The organism is Pseudomonas sp. LBUM1645, from assembly GCF_059716185.1.
This window is the reverse complement of record NZ_CP166811.1, coordinates 2,250,882-2,267,697: the sequence shown is the minus strand read 5'-3', so window position 1 is coordinate 2,267,697 and position 16,816 is coordinate 2,250,882. Positions and strand designations below refer to the sequence as shown.

Annotated in this window: 15 protein-coding genes; 10 read left to right on the top strand and 5 right to left on the bottom strand. The window is 59.6% G+C overall.

The window, feature by feature from the left end; genetic code table 11:
- Positions 1 to 128 precede the first annotated feature (128 nt).
- The 5 genes from ACA079_RS10055 (at position 129) to ACA079_RS10035 (ending at position 6,326) form a co-directional block, all read left to right on the top strand.
- Entirely contained in the window at positions 129 to 971 is an 843-nt protein-coding gene (locus tag ACA079_RS10055) for a protein kinase family protein (RefSeq protein ID WP_497703347.1), read from the top strand.
- A 106-nt stretch (positions 972 to 1,077) separates the two neighbouring features.
- A complete protein-coding gene (locus tag ACA079_RS10050) occupies positions 1,078 to 2,367 on the top strand; it encodes a M18 family aminopeptidase (RefSeq protein ID WP_046047516.1) in 1,290 nt (429 codons plus the stop codon).
- 148 nt (positions 2,368 to 2,515) lie between these two features.
- Entirely contained in the window at positions 2,516 to 2,692 is a 177-nt protein-coding gene (locus tag ACA079_RS10045; RefSeq protein ID WP_415768188.1) for a hypothetical protein, read from the top strand.
- Between the two features lie 77 nt (positions 2,693 to 2,769).
- On the top strand, positions 2,770 to 4,923 hold the full coding sequence (locus tag ACA079_RS10040; RefSeq protein WP_497703346.1) for a mechanosensitive ion channel domain-containing protein: 2,154 nt from the start codon (positions 2,770 to 2,772) through the stop codon (positions 4,921 to 4,923).
- 65 nt (positions 4,924 to 4,988) lie between these two features.
- Positions 4,989 to 6,326 carry an amidohydrolase gene (locus ACA079_RS10035; protein WP_497703345.1) on the top strand — a complete coding sequence of 446 codons (1,338 nt, stop codon included), beginning with the start codon at positions 4,989 to 4,991 and terminating at the stop codon, positions 6,324 to 6,326.
- A 91-nt stretch (positions 6,327 to 6,417) separates the two neighbouring features.
- Here the strand turns inward: ACA079_RS10035 and ACA079_RS10030 are convergent, their stop codons facing one another.
- On the bottom strand, positions 6,418 to 8,091 hold the full coding sequence (locus ACA079_RS10030; RefSeq protein ID WP_008146183.1) for a DEAD/DEAH box helicase: 1,674 nt from the start codon (positions 8,089 to 8,091) through the stop codon (positions 6,418 to 6,420).
- 422 nt (positions 8,092 to 8,513) lie between these two features.
- Between ACA079_RS10030 and ACA079_RS10025 the strand changes: the two genes are divergently transcribed.
- A complete protein-coding gene (locus tag ACA079_RS10025; RefSeq protein WP_497703344.1) occupies positions 8,514 to 9,305 on the top strand; it encodes a crotonase/enoyl-CoA hydratase family protein in 792 nt (263 codons plus the stop codon).
- A gap of 117 nt (positions 9,306 to 9,422) precedes the next feature.
- Here the strand turns inward: ACA079_RS10025 and ACA079_RS10020 are convergent, their stop codons facing one another.
- Positions 9,423 to 10,178, bottom strand: a complete 756-nt coding sequence (locus ACA079_RS10020) for a spermidine synthase (protein WP_046047519.1) — start codon at positions 10,176 to 10,178, stop codon at positions 9,423 to 9,425.
- A gap of 148 nt (positions 10,179 to 10,326) precedes the next feature.
- Here ACA079_RS10020 and ACA079_RS10015 point away from each other — a divergent pair, with 148 nt between their 5' ends.
- Positions 10,327 to 11,673, top strand: a complete 1,347-nt coding sequence (locus ACA079_RS10015) for a class II 3-deoxy-7-phosphoheptulonate synthase (RefSeq protein ID WP_056740344.1) — start codon at positions 10,327 to 10,329, stop codon at positions 11,671 to 11,673.
- A 131-nt stretch (positions 11,674 to 11,804) separates the two neighbouring features.
- Here ACA079_RS10015 and ACA079_RS10010 read toward each other — a convergent pair whose 3' ends face one another.
- Together ACA079_RS10010 and ACA079_RS10005 are read right to left on the bottom strand one after the other, a co-directional pair.
- The gene (locus ACA079_RS10010) at positions 11,805 to 13,034 is read right to left on the bottom strand and encodes a winged helix-turn-helix domain-containing protein (protein ID WP_497703343.1); all 1,230 of its coding nucleotides are present in this window, start codon (positions 13,032 to 13,034) and stop codon (positions 11,805 to 11,807) included.
- Between the two features lie 64 nt (positions 13,035 to 13,098).
- The gene (locus tag ACA079_RS10005; protein WP_008146193.1) at positions 13,099 to 13,314 is read right to left on the bottom strand and encodes a DUF1127 domain-containing protein; all 216 of its coding nucleotides are present in this window, start codon (positions 13,312 to 13,314) and stop codon (positions 13,099 to 13,101) included.
- 95 nt (positions 13,315 to 13,409) lie between these two features.
- Between ACA079_RS10005 and ACA079_RS10000 the strand changes: the two genes are divergently transcribed.
- Entirely contained in the window at positions 13,410 to 14,264 is an 855-nt protein-coding gene (locus tag ACA079_RS10000) for a LysR substrate-binding domain-containing protein (RefSeq protein WP_497703342.1), read from the top strand.
- On the opposite strand, the gene ACA079_RS09995 is transcribed toward ACA079_RS10000, so the two are convergent.
- Positions 14,254 to 15,003 carry a sulfite exporter TauE/SafE family protein gene (locus tag ACA079_RS09995; protein ID WP_497703341.1) on the bottom strand — a complete coding sequence of 250 codons (750 nt, stop codon included), beginning with the start codon at positions 15,001 to 15,003 and terminating at the stop codon, positions 14,254 to 14,256. The genes ACA079_RS10000 and ACA079_RS09995 overlap by 11 nt on opposite strands.
- A gap of 112 nt (positions 15,004 to 15,115) precedes the next feature.
- Here ACA079_RS09995 and ACA079_RS09990 point away from each other — a divergent pair, with 112 nt between their 5' ends.
- Both ACA079_RS09990 and ACA079_RS09985 read left to right on the top strand, forming a co-directional pair.
- Entirely contained in the window at positions 15,116 to 16,072 is a 957-nt protein-coding gene (locus tag ACA079_RS09990; RefSeq protein ID WP_497703340.1) for a LysR family transcriptional regulator, read from the top strand.
- Positions 16,073 to 16,141: 69 nt separating this feature from the next.
- Positions 16,142 to 16,603, top strand: coding sequence for a MarR family winged helix-turn-helix transcriptional regulator (locus ACA079_RS09985; RefSeq protein ID WP_497704302.1), 462 nt, complete (start codon positions 16,142 to 16,144; stop codon positions 16,601 to 16,603).
- Positions 16,604 to 16,816 lie beyond the last annotated feature (213 nt).

Sequence of the window (16,816 nt, the reverse complement as noted above, 5' to 3'; positions counted from 1 at the left end):
CGCCCTTCCATTGAAGGGCGTTTTTTATTTCTTGTTACAAATCGACGTGAAAATGGCGTGAAAATATTGTCATGAATTTGTAATGAAACGTAAAATGCCGGCACTTTGATAGTAGGCAGGAAGCCCTCGTGCTCAGCAACAAGACATTCCAAGACGACTACCCCTTCACCTTCTGCCTCTTCAACACCACGTTGCACCTTAGCGAGCAGCCCTCAGCCGAAGCACAACAGGCGCTTGAACAACTCATACACAAACGACGCGCCCACAAGCTCGCCCGAGCGAGTGCGCCGCTGACCTCCGGCGATACGCCACTGTTTGCCAAGGTCCAGCCGCTGGATACCTTGAAAGCAAAAGTGCGCGTGACCTTTGGCAAACCGCAGCGCAATGGTCGATTCGACTGGCCGCTGGAAGAGTTGATCAATACGCTCGAAGCGCAGCGCCGTGGCGTACAAATGTCGCCGCTGCAAGGGTTCGGCTACACCAAGGACCGACTGGGGCTGACCCAGGAATATTTCATTATCACGCGCCTGCTCGACGATCATATCGACGGCGTGCAATGGCTTAAACGCAACCCGGAAAACGTCGAAACATTCATTCTCGACGCCTTCGAATTGCTGAGTTCCTTGTCGCGGAAGAACATCACACACATGGATTTCTGGGCTGGCAACATCATGATCCCGGAAACACCACAGACTCCGCTCAAAGCCATCGACTTTGAAAACTGCTTTGCCGGGCAGACAAACCATCAAAGCGAAACCCTCGGTTTTCAACTGGGCTTCTTCTATCGCCGGGACATCTACAAGCTCATCACCGAAGCCGCCTATGACCGACTGGTGGACGACTACATTCGACAGATCCCGGGTATCTCGAAGGAAAAATTCAACGAGGTGTACCTCGCGAGCAAACATGAATATGTGGGCCGCAAGCAACGTCGCGAAGTGTTCCTCAATGGCAATCTGATCACCGGTTGACTCATCCTCTTCGCCAATCGGCAGCTGGCGTACGTCGAACGGCATTGTCTCTGCAATGCCGTGAGCCAATACGTTAAACTTGCGCCATTGCTGTCTGGAGCTACTTATGCGCGAAGAGTTGAACCAAGGCCTGATCGATTTCCTCAAGGCCTCCCCTACCCCATTCCATGCCACCGCCAGCCTTGTTCAGCGCCTGGAAGCGGCGGGCTATCAACGCCTTGACGAGCGCGAGCCATGGACCACCGAAGCCAACGGTCGTTACTACGTCACCCGTAACGACTCGTCGATCGTCGCGTTCAAGATGGGCCGTCATTCGCCCCTGCACGGCGGCATTCGCCTGGTTGGCGCGCACACCGACAGCCCGTGCCTGCGGGTCAAACCCCAGCCGGAACTGCAACGTCAGGGCTTCTGGCAGCTGGGTGTCGAAGTCTATGGCGGCGCACTACTGGCGCCATGGTTCGACCGCGACCTGTCCCTGGCCGGCCGCGTGACCTTCCGCCGTGACGGCAAGGTCGAGAGCCAGCTGGTCGACTTCAAGGCGCCGATCGCCATCATCCCGAACCTGGCCATTCACCTGAACCGTGAAGCCAACATGGGCTGGGCGATCAACGCCCAGACCGAACTGCCGCCAATCCTTGCGCAATTTGCCGGTGACGAGCGCGTGGACTTCCGCGCCGTGCTCACTGATCAACTCGCCCGCGAACACGGCTTGAACGCCGACGTGGTGCTTGACTATGAGCTGAGCTTCTACGACACCCAAAGTGCTGCGGTCATCGGCCTGCATGGCGACTTCATTGCCGGGGCGCGCCTCGACAACCTGCTGTCGTGCTATGCCGGCCTGCAAGCCTTGCTGACCACCGAAACCGACGAAACCTGCGTGCTGGTCTGCAACGATCACGAAGAAGTCGGTTCCTGCTCGGCCTGCGGCGCCGACGGCCCGATGCTGGAGCAGACGCTGCGTCGCCTGCTGCCTGAAGGCGATGAGTTCGTGCGCACCATTCAGAAATCCCTGCTGGTCTCGGCTGACAACGCCCACGGCGTGCACCCCAACTACGCCGACAAGCACGATGCCAATCACGGCCCTAAACTCAACGCCGGCCCGGTGATCAAGGTCAACAGCAACCAGCGCTACGCCACCAACAGCGAAACCGCCGGGTTCTTCCGCCACCTGTGCATGGCCGAAGAAGTGCCGGTACAGAGCTTCGTGGTGCGCAGCGACATGGGTTGCGGCTCGACCATCGGCCCGATCACCGCCAGCCACCTGGGCGTGCGCACCGTGGATATCGGCCTGCCAACCTTCGCCATGCACTCGATCCGTGAACTGTGCGGCAGTCATGATCTGGCGCACCTGGTCAAAGTGCTGAGCGCGTTTTACGCCTGCCGCGAGCTGCCGTAATCCGTGTAGGAGCTGGTAGGAGCTGTCGAGAGAAACGAGGCTGCGATCTTTTGATCTTGTTTTTAAATAGCACAGTCAAAAGATCGCAGCCTCGTTTCACTCGACAGCTCCTACACTTTCAATACCCATTTCGACAAGGCAGTCGCTCATGATCTCGTTGTCTTCGTTTCACGCCATGCTGATCCCGATTCTTTCCGGGATGGTCATGCTGGCAATCGGCTTCAATTTTCGCGACAAAAACGTCGGCGTATTCGCGATGTGGATCGGCATGTTGATGATCCTCGCCACCGTGATTTTCAAGATCCTCGCCAAACTCAACGAATAAATCCTCACCCTGGCTCGCATTGATTTTGACGGGCTCGTACACTCGGTCGATCCGCTCATCCCGAGGTTGACCGCCTAGTGCTCGCTCGTCTTTTTGCCCTGCCGTGTTTATTCCTTGTCTGCCTCATGACGCTGCTGCCGATGGCGCCCGCCCAGGCGGTCGGCTTGCCCAGCCTGCTCAACAGCTCGGCAAAACAGCCAGAGGCGCAAGAGCCCTTGGGGCAATCCCTGGACGAAGTCATCAAGTCGCTGGAGAACGATCAGCAACGCACCAAATTGCTGGCGGATTTGAAGAAGCTGCGCGACGCCACCAAAAAGGCCCAGCCGGTCACCGAAGTAGGCGTCCTGGGACTGATCGGTGGCACCCTGGCCAGCTTCGAAAAACAGTTTTCAGGCGCGGACAGCCCTCTCACTCGCTGGTCCGAAGAGTTCAAACTGGCTGAGGATGAACTGACAGCGCTGGTGCTGCCGGCCAATGAATGGCTGCCGATCATCTTTGCCTTTGCCATGATCCTGATGGTCTGGAGTTTGCTCGCCGCCGCGTTGATCTGGCTTGGCCACCGAGTACGCATGCGCTTCGGCCTGACCGAAGAACTGCCGCAACACCCCAAGGCCCTGGACATGTTGCGCTTCGCCCTGCGCAAACTCGGGCCGTGGCTGATTGCATTGGTGATGACGGTCTACATGAGCTACGCCCTGCCCTCGTCACTGGGCAAAAGCCTGGCCATGGTCTTGGCCTATGCGCTGGTGGTCGGCACCTGTTTTTCGGCGATCTGCGTGATCGCCTTTTCGGTGCTCGACGGCCCACACCGCCACCGCGCCCTGTACATCCTGCGGCATCAAGCCTTTCGGCCGCTATGGCTGATCGGCAGTTTCGCCGCCTTCGGTGAAGCCCTGAGCGATCCGCGACTGGTCGAAAGCCTTGGCAGTCATCTGGCGCACACCGCCGCGACGGTGGCCAACGTACTGGCGGCGTTGTTCACAGGGCTGTTCATCCTGCGGTTCCGTCGCCCCATCGCCCACTTGATCCGCAACCAACCGCTGTCCCGGCGCCTGACTCGCCGCGCCCTCAGTGACACGATCGAGATTCTCGGCACCTTCTGGTACATGCCGGCGCTGGTGCTGGTGGGGATTTCGCTGTTCGCCACGTTCGTCTCGGCCGGCGATACCAGCACCGCGCTGCGTCAGTCGCTGATCTGCACCGTGCTGCTGGTGTTGTGCATGGTCATCAACGGCTTGGTGCGCCGCCATTCACTCAAACCACAGCGCAGCGTGAAACGTCATGCGCTGTATTCGGAGCGCCTGAAAAGCTTCTTCTACACACTCGCTCATTTGCTGGTGTGGCTGGCGTTCATCGAACTCGGACTGCGAGTCTGGGGCATGTCGCTGATCCGCTTCACCGAAGGCGAAGGCCATGAAGTCAGCGTCAAACTGTTCAGCCTCGGCGGCACGCTGATTTTTGCCTGGCTGATCTGGATTCTCAGTGACACCGCCGTGCACCACGCCCTCACCCGCTCGCGCAAAGGCCTGGCAAATGCCCGCGCGCAGACAATGATGCCGTTGATCCGCAACGTGTTGTTCGTGGCGATTTTCATCATTGCGCTGATCGTCGCCCTGGCGAACATGGGCATGAACGTCACGCCCTTGCTGGCCGGTGCCGGCGTGATCGGCCTGGCCATCGGTTTCGGTGCACAGTCGCTGGTGGCGGACCTGATCACCGGGCTGTTCATCATTATCGAAGACTCGTTGGCCATTGACGACTACGTCGACGTCGGCGGCCACCTGGGCACCGTCGAAGGGCTGACCATTCGTACCGTGCGCCTGCGGGACATCGACGGTATCGTCCACACCATTCCATTCAGCGAAATCAAAAGCATCAAGAACTACTCCCGGGAATTCGGCTACGCGATCTTCCGGGTGGCGATACCCTCCAACATGGACATCGATAACGCGATCAAACTGATGCGCGACGTCGGCCAGAAGATGCGCACCGACCCACTGCAACGGCGCAACATCTGGTCGCCACTGGAAATTCAGGGTGTCGAGAGTTTCGAGTCAGGCAACGCGATTCTTCGTGCCCGATTCAAGACCGCACCGATCAAGCAATGGGAAGTGTCCCGAGCGTTCAACCTGTCACTCAAGCGACACCTGGACGAAGCCGGGCTCGACCTGGCGACACCACGCATGAGCGTGCAAGTAATCACGGCGGGTGGCGGCCAAGCGCAGGAATAGCACTTAACTGCGGCGCTCAAGTCATAGGCACTGAAGCCAAAAAACAATAGTCATGGAGAGTACCGATGCAGCTGACCCGCATTGCACAAACATGTTTGCTGACCTTGTTCGGCGCACTGGCCGGCCACGCCAGCGCCGACACACTGGAAGGCGCCCGCACGCACATCGCCGAACAGGCCAAAGCCCTGGAACCCGAACTGCTGGAAACCCGCCGCGATATCCACGCCCATCCGGAACTGGGCAACACCGAAAAACGCACGTCGGAAATGGTCGCCAAACAACTCCGCGCCATGGGCCTGGAAGTGAAAACCGGCGTAGCCCGCACAGGCGTCGTCGCCATCCTCAAAGGCGCTCTGCCCGGACCGACCGTAGCATTGCGCGCCGACATGGATGCGCTGCCGGTCAAGGAAGTCTCGGACCTGCCTTTCGCCTCGAAAGCCAAAGGTACCTACCTCGGTAAAGAAGTCGACGTGATGCACGCCTGCGGCCACGACGCTCATACCGCCATCCTGCTCAGTACCGCGAAAATTCTTACCGGCATGCGCGACACCTTGCCCGGCACGGTGGTGTTCTATTTCCAACCGGCAGAAGAAGGTCCAAGCGATTTTATCCCCGATGGCAAAAACACCTGGGGTGCAAAAATGATGATTGAGGAAGGTGTGATGAAATCGCCGAAACCGGACGCGGTCTTCGGCCTGCACGTCTGGGCCGGCATCCCCGCCGGCCGGATCGCCTATCGACCTGGCCCGACCCTGGCCAGCTCCGATGATCTGCGCATTAAAATTCTCGGCAAGCAGACCCACGCCGGGCGCCCGTGGGACGGCATCGACCCGATCACCGTCGGCGCGCAAACCATCGTCGGACTGCAAACCGTAGTCAGCCGCCGGACAGACATCTCGTCTTATCCGTCGGTGGTCAGCATCGGCACGATCAATGGCGGCACCCGTTACAACATCATTCCCGAGTCCGTGGACATGAGTGGCACCATCCGTTCCTACGACTACGCCATCCGCCAGAAGCTGCACGCAGATGTACGCCAGACCGTCGAGAAAATCGCCGAAAGCGGCGGTGCCAAAGCTGAAGTGACGATCATCGAGAAGTATGACCCGACGATCAACAACCCGGCGCTGACCGAGAAAATGCTGCCGACCTTGCGCTGGGCGGCCAAAGACGACGTGGTGCAAGGGCCATTGGTGGGTGGGGCGGAAGATTTTTCCTTCTACGCCAAAGAGGCGCCAGGGCTGTTTGTATTTTTGGGCGTCACACCCAAAGATCAGGACATGAGCAAGGCTGCACCGAACCATAATCCGGGGTTCTTCGTCGATGAGGCGGCGTTAGTCGTGGGCGTACGAACGTTGGCGTCATTGGCCACGGACTATCTCTACGCCAACGCCAAACCCTGAGTCAGAAACCTGGCCTACTAAAACGCAGACAAAAAAAATCCCCGAACCAGTCGGGGATTTTTTATGTTCGATCAATCAGCCCGAGAGCGGATCAATCTTCGCGATAGCGACGCAGCTTCAACTGCTTACCAGCAACGCGAGTGTCCTTCAGCTTGGTCAGCAGACGCTCCAGACCATCTTCCGGCAGCTCAACGAGGCTGAAGCTGTCACGCACCTGGATGCGACCGATTGCTTCGCGAGCCAGACCACCCTCATTGAGGATAGCGCCCAGCAGGTTCTTGGCAGCGATACCATCACGCGCACCCAGCGCGGTACGGCAACGAGCACGACCTTCGGCCAATGGAACCGGAGCACGACGCTCACGATCACCACGGTCCGGACGATCACCGGTACGCTCTGGACGATCGCCACGCGGTGCGTTGTTCGGCACCAGTGGACGTTCTTTCTCGATGGCAGCCAGGGTCAACGCTTGAGCGTTGGTTGCCTTGCGCAGCAGAGCAGCGGCCAGTGCACGAGGGGTGCAACCGATGTCGGCAGTCAGGCGATCCAGCAGATCACCGTGGGTCGATTCGGCATCAGCCACCAGCGGCGACAGGCTGTTGGTCAGTTTCTTGATGCGAGCATCGAGAACAGCCTGAGCGTCCGGCAGGCGAACTTCGGCAACTTTCTGACCGGTTACACGCTCGATCACTTGCAGCATGCGGCGCTCACGTGGAGTCACCAGCAGCAGTGCACGACCTTCGCGACCGGCACGGCCAGTACGGCCGATACGGTGAACGTAGGATTCCGGGTCGTACGGCATATCAACGTTGAACACGTGAGTGATACGCGGAACGTCCAGGCCACGAGCAGCAACGTCGGTCGCCACAACGATGTCCAGACGGCCATCCTTGAGGGATTCGATCACGCGCTCACGTTGGTTCTGAGCAATGTCACCGTTCAGCGCAGCGGCTTTGTAGCCTTTGGCTTCCAGGGCACTGGCCAGGTCCAGGGTCGCTTGCTTGGTGCGCACGAACATGATCAGGGCATCGAAGTCTTCAACTTCCAGCAGGCTCAATACAGCCGAGGTCTTCTGGTCAGCGTGAACCAACAGGTGAGCCTGTTCGATCGCGGTAACGGTCTGAGTCTTGGTCTGGATCTTCACGTGTTGCGGATCGCGCAGATGGCGTTCGGCAATGGCACGGATCGACTGCGGCAAGGTGGCCGAGAACAATACGGTCTGACGGGTTGGAGGCAAGGCCTTGAAGATAACTTCGAGGTCGTCCATGAAACCCAGTTTGAGCATTTCGTCAGCTTCGTCGAGAACCAGGTGGTTCACGGTCGACAGAACTTTTTCGTCGCGACGCAGGTGGTCGCACAGACGGCCCGGAGTGGCGACAACGATCTGTGCGCCATTACGGATTGCTTTCAGTTGTGGACCCATAGGGGCGCCGCCGTAAACGGCCACAACGGTAACGCCCGGCATTTGCTTGGCGTAGGTTTCGAAAGCGGTTGCTACTTGCAGCGCCAACTCACGGGTTGGCGCCAGGATCAGGGCTTGCGGCTCGCGCTTAGCAGGATCGATGCGATGCAGGATCGGCAGGGCGAACGCAGCGGTTTTACCCGTACCGGTTTGCGCCTGACCAATCATGTCGTGACCGGCCATGATGATCGGGATCGATTGCTGCTGAATAGCCGAAGGTTCTTCGTAGCCAGTCGCGATGACGGCTGCAAGAATATTCGGATTAAGATTAAAAGCGGCGAAGCCGCCGGTTTCCTGGGTCATGGGTCTGCCTCTAAGTGCATCCGCAAAGACCCATGCTCCAAAGCTGCGCATGCCGTGTAAGACTCAAGAGTCGCCCTGGCTGCTTTGTCGGCGGGGATTTGCGAAAACGAATGAATGAAAAAGATTCGTCAAGGGAGAGTCCGCTGTGCGGACGTGCAGCCGAAGCTGACTTCGGGGAATTGCGCTACCTAAACGCGGCCCGGTTAAAGGCCGGCGCGCACTATACCGGAATTCGCTCAAAAAGGGAGCTTTATTTGTCGGAAAACTGCCGTGTACAGCGTTCTGTCACACGCTTTGCGGATAATCGGGCAACGGTCTATTTTTCCAAGGCCCAGCCCTGCTGACGATCGCGCTAAAACGGTTCACCCTTGTGACGCAGACCTCTTGTCTGACACCCCCTTCCCCGCCCGAGGAAATGCACCATGAATCAGCCCTGCTCCAGTCGTGTGAGCCGTGAACGGCACGGTCATGTCCTGATGATCGGCCTGGATCGGGTGGCCAAACGCAATGCCTTCGATCTCGACCTGCTCAACGAACTGAGCCTGGCCTATGGCGAGTTCGAGGCCGACAGCGAGGCGCGGGTGGCGGTGGTGTTTGGCCATGGAGAGCATTTCACCGCTGGGCTGGATCTGGTCAGTGCCAGTGCGGCCCTGGCCGAAGGCTGGCAGGCACCGCCCGGCGGCTGCGATCCGTGGGGTGTATTCGCCGGCCCCAGAGTCAGCAAACCGGTGATTGTCGCCGCGCAAGGCTACTGCCTGACCATCGGGATCGAATTGATGCTGGCCGCCGATATCAACCTGTGCGCCAGCAACACCCGTTTCGCCCAGAAAGAAGTGCAACGCGGGATCTTCCCGTTCGGCGGCGCCACGTTGCGCCTGCATCAGGTCGCTGGCTGGGGCAATGCCATGCGCTGGCTGCTGACCGGTGATGAATTCGATGCCCATGAGGCGTTGCACCTGGGATTGGTCCAGGAAGTCATGGCCAGCGAGGATCTGCTGCCACGGGCGATTGAGTTGGCTGAGCGGATTGCCCGGCAGGCGCCGCTTGGGGTTCAGGCGACGTTGATGTCTGCGAGGCAGGCACGTTATGAAGGGGAAACAGTGGCGGCGCAGGCGTTGCCGCCGATGGTGAAGAAGTTGCTGGCGAGTGAGGATGCCAAGGAAGGCGTGCGGTCGATGATCGAGAAGCGGCCGGGGGTCTTTAAAGGGCTTTAGTTTTGTGTTGACTTTGAGGGCCTCATCGCGAGCAAGCTCGCTCCCACAGGTTTCGTGTACGACGCAAATCACTGTGGGAGCGAGCTTGCTCGCGATGGGGCCATTGCAGACGACAACTTAGGTCGCGGGGCGGATTGCCTTGATCAACGACTGCAACGAATACCCCAAACGCGGCGCCAGCCCTTCGGCGCGGGCGATCAAGCCGTCCATGTCCAGTTCCTGATCCAGTTCCGAAGGCACGAGCAAAATCACGTTGCCCTCCTTCACCGGCAGTTCCCAGTAATGTCGGTGATAGAGCCCGCGAAACAAGGCGGCGCCCAACGGTTTGCCATCATCGGTGGCCCACTGATTGATCACCAGCCAGCCACCCGGATTCAGGCGTTTCTGACAGTTTTCCAGGAAATTCCACGCCAGATGCCCGACACCCGGCCCGACATCGGTATAGAGGTCGACGAAAATCAGATCCGCCGGCTCGGCGGTATCGAGCAGTTCCAGCGCATCGCCCACCCGGATATACAGCCGCGGATCGTCATCCAGCCCAAGGTATTCAATGGCCAGACGCGGTACGTCGGGGCGCAGTTCAATGGCTTCGACGTCTTCCAGCGGCAGGAACTTGAGGCAGGCCTGGGTCAGGGTGCCAGCACCGAGGCCGAGGAACAGCGCGCTTTCCGGCTGCTCGTGGCACAACGCGCCAATCAGCATCGCCCGGGTGTAATCGTATTCGAGCCAGCTCGGGTCAGCCGTGAACACGCAGCTCTGCTCGATGGCATCACCGAACTCGAGAAAACGGTAATCGGCCACTTCCAGCACGCGAATCACGCCGAACTCATCCTGTACCTCGGCGAGCAGATGCTCGACGCGCTCCTCAGTCATTTCGTCTCCTGATCGTTACCGGGCCCGGCAACGTAATAAACCGCAGGGTTGAAGCGGCAAAGGCGCGATTGTCCGCGAAGCGACGGGAACAGGTCACGCACTAATTGCTGATAACATGACAGTCCGAGCGAAAACACTAGAGACCGTGATGAGCCAACCCTGGAGCCCTGACAGCTGGCGCGCCCTGCCGATCCAGCAACAACCCCAATACCCCGACGCAGCGCATTTGCTGCACGTCGAGCAAACGCTGGCCAGTTATCCGCCGCTGGTGTTTGCCGGTGAAGCCCGGGAGTTGCGCCGTCAGTTTGCCGAGGTGACCCAGGGCCGCGCGTTTCTGCTGCAGGGCGGCGACTGCGCCGAAAGCTTCGCCGAGTTCTCCGCCGCGAAAATCCGCGACACCTTTAAAGTCCTGCTGCAAATGGCGATCGTCATGACCTTCGCCGCCGGCTGCCCGGTGGTCAAGGTCGGGCGTATGGCCGGGCAGTTCGCCAAACCGCGTTCGGCCAACGACGAAACCATCGACGGCGTGACCCTGCCGGCCTACCGTGGCGACATCGTCAACGGCATCGGTTTCGACGAAAAAAGCCGCGTGCCAGACCCGGAGCGCTTGCTCCAGTCCTATCACCAGTCCACCGCCACCCTGAACCTGCTACGCGCCTTCGCCCAGGGCGGTTTTGCCGACCTGCATCAGGTGCACAAGTGGAACCTGGACTTTATCGCCAACTCGGCGCTGGCGGAAAAATACAGCCACTTGGCCGATCGCATCGACGAAACCCTGGCCTTCATGCGCGCCTGCGGCATGGACAGCTCGCCGCAACTGCGCGAAACCAGTTTCTTCACCGCCCACGAAGCCCTGCTGCTGAACTACGAAGAAGCCTTCGTGCGTCGCGACAGCCTGACCAACGATTACTACGATTGCTCGGCGCACATGCTGTGGATCGGCGACCGCACCCGTCAGCTCGACGGCGCTCACGTCGAATTCCTGCGTGGTGTGAACAACCCGATCGGGGTCAAAGTCGGCCCGAGCATGAACCCCGAAGACCTGATTCGCCTGATCGACGTGCTCAACCCGGACAACGATCCGGGTCGTCTGAACCTGATTGCGCGGATGGGTGCAAACAAGGTCGGCGATCATTTGCCGCAGCTGATCCGTGCCGTGCAGCGTGAAGGCAAGCAAGTGCTGTGGAGTTCCGACCCGATGCACGGCAACACCATCAAGGCCAGTAGCGGCTACAAGACCCGCGACTTTGCGCAGATCCTCGGCGAAGTGAAGCAGTTCTTCCAGGTTCATGAAGCGGAAGGCACGTATGCCGGCGGCATCCACATCGAGATGACCGGGCAGAATGTCACCGAGTGCATTGGCGGTGCGCGACCGATTACCGAAGACGGGTTGTCGGATCGGTACCACACCCATTGCGACCCTCGGATGAATGCCGATCAGTCGCTGGAGTTGGCGTTTCTTATTGCCGAGACGTTGAAGCAGGTTCGGCGCTGAGTGTAGGAGCTGCCGAAGGCTGCGATCTTTTGATCTTGTTTTGATTCCAGACCGCCAAAAGATCGCAGCCTTCGGCAGCTCCTACAGGGGAGCGAGCTTGCTCCGGGCGGCGTTCCGACGATGGCGTCAGCTCAATCACCACTGAACTGCGCCAATGCAACCCTCAACCGCGCCGCACTCGCCCGTGGGCAATTCAATTGAACCCGCTCAAGCCCCAACCAATCCGCCATTCGCCGCAGATTGACCGCCAACGCCAGCATCCCCTCGTCATCCAGCCCCGGCTCTTCCTCATGCACAGCGTGCACCGCCAGCCTGCCCGACGCCCGCTCGGCGCGCAGGTCCACGCGCGCGGCAATACGTTCATTGTGTAAAAACGGCAACACGTAATAGCCGTAGACCCGCTTGTCCTGCGGCGTATAAATCTCCAGCCGGTAGCGAAAATCGAACAGGCGCTCGGTGCGGCTGCGCTCCCAGATCAGTGAGTCGAAGGGTGAAAGCAAGGCGCTGGCCTCGACCTTGCGCGGCACTTTCGGCTCCGGCAGACAATAGGCCGGTTGCCGCCAGCCCTGGACTTCACAGCTCAGCAATTCACCCGCCTCTACCAATTCCGCCAAGCGCGGACGGGCATCACCGGGACTCAGGCGAAAGTAATCTCGCAGGTCTTTTTCTGTTCCGACGCCCAACGCTGTCACGGCATGCAGTAACAGGCCGCGCTGGGCCTCGGCCTCACTCAGCAGCGGCTGCGCAAGAATCGCCGAAGGAATCACCCGCTCCGGCAGATCATAAAGCCGCTCGAACCCGCGCCGCCCGGCCACGGTCACTTCACCGGCGGCGAACAACCATTCCAGCGCATGCTTTTCCGCGCTCCAGTCCCACCAGGGCCCTGCCCTTTCCTGACGGGTCGACAGGCTTCCGGCCCCCAGCGCGCCCAACTCCTGAACCGAGGCCAGCACCCGGCGAATCGTGTCCTGCTGCTCCCGACCGAAGCGTGCCAGTTGCTGGTAGATATCTTCACCACGAGTCGCGCGCAGCATGCGCCAGCGCATCAACGGGTACATCGATAAGGGCAGCAACGAGGCTTCATGCCCCCAATATTCGAAGAGCGTACGTCGCCGGCCCGAACTCCAGGCAGCCTGGTCGAGCAAGTCGGATGAGTAATTGCCGAGGCGGGAAAACAAGGGAAGGTAGTGCGAACGCACCAACGCATTGACCGAATCGATCTGCAGAATGCCCAGCCGTTCAATCAGGCGATTGAGCTGAACCGGTTTGATCGCCGCTGGCGGCTGGCGCCCGTTGAATCCTTGGGCGGCCAGCGCCAGACGCCGAGCCTGTTTGATGGAAAAGGACAGTGTTGCGCGCATGAGCATCTCCTTGTCTGCTCGCAACCTACCTCACCGGGAGACGGTTTGTGTAGTTGTGTATGACTCATTTGTGCATCGGGTCATCCCAGAATGGGCGGATGGTTTCGTGCTCGACATCCGCACGACTGAGCCCGATGTCCTTTAACGCTTCATCACTCATGCCCGCCAACATTTCACGTTCACGGTGCAGTTCGTACCAGCGATTGAATTTGTGCAGCAAATCAGAGATCAGGTGCACCGAGTGTTTTTCTACGTCGACATAACCTTTTTGACCTTTCATCTTGTTGCCCTCCGTTTGGATGGCTCAAGTGTCGCGCCGGGACTAAGATCAATCCAACGAATGTTTCTGATGTAACACATCTCGGAGATTGATCAATGTCCGCCTTCCCAAGTATCGACACCGAAGTGCTGCGCACCTTTGTCGCCATCGCCGACCAGGGCGGTTTTACCCGGGCTGGCGAGTTGGTCAATCGCACTCAGTCTGCCGTGAGCATGCAGATGAAGCGGCTGGAAGAGGATGTGTTGCAGCGTCAATTGTTCCAGCGCGACGGACGGCAGGTGCGGCTGACGGCTGAGGGCCAGGTGCTGCTGGGTTATGCCCGGCGAATTCTGAAACTGCACAGCGAGGTGTTCAACACGTTGCGCGAGCCGCACATGGTCGGCATGGTGCGCATCGGCACGCCGGACGATTACGTGATGCGTTTTTTGCCGGGGATTCTGCGGCGATTTGCCCAGACGTATCCGCTGATCCAGATCGAAGTGCACTGCGAATCATCAAAACAATTGCTGATGCGCCAGGACCTGGACTTGTCCATCGTCACGCGCGAGCCAGGAAACGAGATCGGCCAATTATTGCGCAAGGAGCATTTTGTCTGGGCCGAGGCGCAATGTTTCAGCGCCCATGAGCAAACACCGCTGCCACTGGCGATGTTCAACAGTGATTGTTTCTGCCGCTTGTGGGCCTGCAATGCGCTGGACGCCATGGGGCGCGATTACCGCGTGGCGTACAACAGCGACAGCCTGTCGGCGATCATGGCGGTGGTCAGCGCCGGACTGGCCGTCACCGCGCAACTCGAAAGCCTGATCACGCCCGACATGCGCATTCTCGGTGAAGCCGAAGACCTGCCGATTCTGCCCGAGGCCAGCATCATGCTGGTGCGCAATCTGCACAACCCGTCGCCGATCACCGAGTGCCTGGCCGAACACATCGTCGAAGGCTTCAAACTTTAAGGGCGAGCATCACCGCGCAGAGCACCAGGAAACCACAGAACAACCCGCGCAGCAGTCGCTCCGGCAGTGCGTGGGCGATTCTCACGCCCCAGCTGATGCTCATCAGACCGCCGACCGCCAAGGGCAAGCCGATCATCCAGTCCACCTGATGGTGCACCGCGTAAGTCACCAGCGTGACACCCGTACTCGGCAACGCCAGCGCCAGCGACAAACCCTGCGCAACCACCTGACTGGTGCCGAACAGACTGGTCAGCACCGGCGTTGCCACCACCGCCCCGCCCACGCCAAACAACCCGCCCATGGTGCCGGAGGCGGCGCCAAGTACGCCCAGCCATGGCCATGAATAATTCATCTGCGCAGATGCTGGCGCGTTGGCGCAGAACATTCGCACCAGGTTGTAGGCCGACAGGGCAATCAGGAACGCGACAAATCCGACGCGCATGGTTTGCGCATCGATGCCCACCGCCCAGATCGAACCGATCCAGGCAAAACAGAAGCCCATGGAAGCCAATGGCAACGCGTGGCGCAATTCAATGCGATTACGCTGGTGATAACGCCACAGCGCCAGCATCACGTTGGGCACCACCATGACCAGCGCCGTGCCCTGGGCAATCTGCTGATCGAGGCCGAACAACACGCCCAGCAGCGGGATCGCAATCAAACCACCGCCAATGCCGAACAACCCACCGAGGGTTCCCAGGGCGACGCCAAACACCAGGTACATCAAAAACTCAATCACAGGCGATTTTCCCTTCACGTCAGGCTCTTCATCCTACGCAGTCAGCGCTGGCGGGGAAACGCACAGCAACGCACAATGGCTGTGCCAACTTCGCACAAGCGCTGACAACACCATGAACCCCAATCAATTGACCGAACAACTGGGTCTGTTCCTCGACGTGCTGGAAACCGGCAGTTTTTCTGCCGCGTCCCGCCGCCACCCGCTGACCCCTTCGGCGGTGGCGAGGCGCATCGACAGTCTGGAAAACGCCGTCGGCAGCCAGTTGTTCATTCGCAGCACCCACGCCGTGCGCGCTACCCCGGCGGGTTTGGCGTTTGCCGAGCGTGCGCGGCGGATCGTGGCTGAACTGCGGCTGGCCAGGGCTGAGGCGGTATCCTTGAGCAGCGCACCGGAAGGCTTGATTCGGATCGATGCACCGGCAGCGTTCGGACGGCGGCATCTGGCGCCGGTGATTGCCGACTTTCTGATGCTCTACCCCGGCCTAGATGTGCAGTTGCACCTGATCGACAGTTTCGTCGACATGCAGGGTTTGAATCTGGGCAAGGTCGATCTGGTGCTGCGCGCCGGGCAAATGGCCGATACCCGGCTGGTGGCCACACCGCTGGCGAGCATGGTGCGCATTGCCTGCGCTAGCCCCGACTATTTGCAACGGCGTGGTGTGCCGACCGATCCGACGCAACTGATTGAACACGACGGCCTCGACTGGGATGGCCTGGCCCCGCCGTTTGCCTGGCGTTTCGAGCGGGACGGGCAGATGCACTTGCACCGCCCGACGCGCATCCGCATGAGTGCCAACAATGCCGAAGCGCTGGTCTGCGGCGCGTTGGCCGGGTTGGGTATTGCGCACTTGCCCACCTGGTTGACCAGCGAATACCTGTTACGCGGTGAACTGCTTCCGCTGTTCTGCGAACACGGCCTGCCACCACCGGAAACGACCGGCATTTATGCCTTGCGCCTTGAGCAACAACCCAATCCCCGCAGTCGCTTGTTGCTGGAATACCTGAAAACCCGCTTCAGCCCGATCCCGCCGTGGGATCTGGCGCTGCAAAGTACCCTCGACCGGCACTAGGCTAGAATTGTCTGGTGCATTAAAGATTCGCCCGCTAGATTTATGACGATCACTGATCAAGGCTTCGAAATGACCACCGAGCGCAACACCCCGGATAACTGCCAAGAGCTGCTGCTGGACAACCAGATCTGCTTCGCCCTGCATTCCACTTCGCTGCTGATGACCAAGGTCTATAAGCCGCTTTTGCAAGCGCTGGGCCTGACCTATCCGCAATACCTGGCGATGATGGTGTTGTGGCAAAAGGATGGCTTGACCGTGGGCGAAATCAGCACGCAACTTCTGACCGATCCTGGCTCAATGACACCGCTGCTGAAACGCCTGGAAGTCGAAGGCCTGCTCAGTCGCACCCGTAGTCGCGAAGACGAACGGGTGGTGATTGTCGAGCTGACCGAAAAAGGTCGTGCGCTGCGGGACAAGGCCCGTGACATTCCGCAGTGCATCCTCGCCGCCAGTGGGCAGACGCTGGAGCATCTGCAGAAGCTGCAAAACGAACTTCAAGAGCTGCGCAGCAATCTGCAAGACAGCCTCTGATCTCCAAACCATCACAAATCCCCTGTGGGAGCGAGTTTGCTCGCGATAGCGGTGAATCAGTCAACATCAATGTTGAATGTCAGATCGCTATCGCGAGCAAGCTCGCTCCCACATTTGTTTTGTGGTGTGCCTTCCTGTCTCGTTTCCTCCGTAAAAAAATCCTCGCTGAAAATCCTGCCTCAACAGCTCTAGCTCAACACATCTAATCAGCGC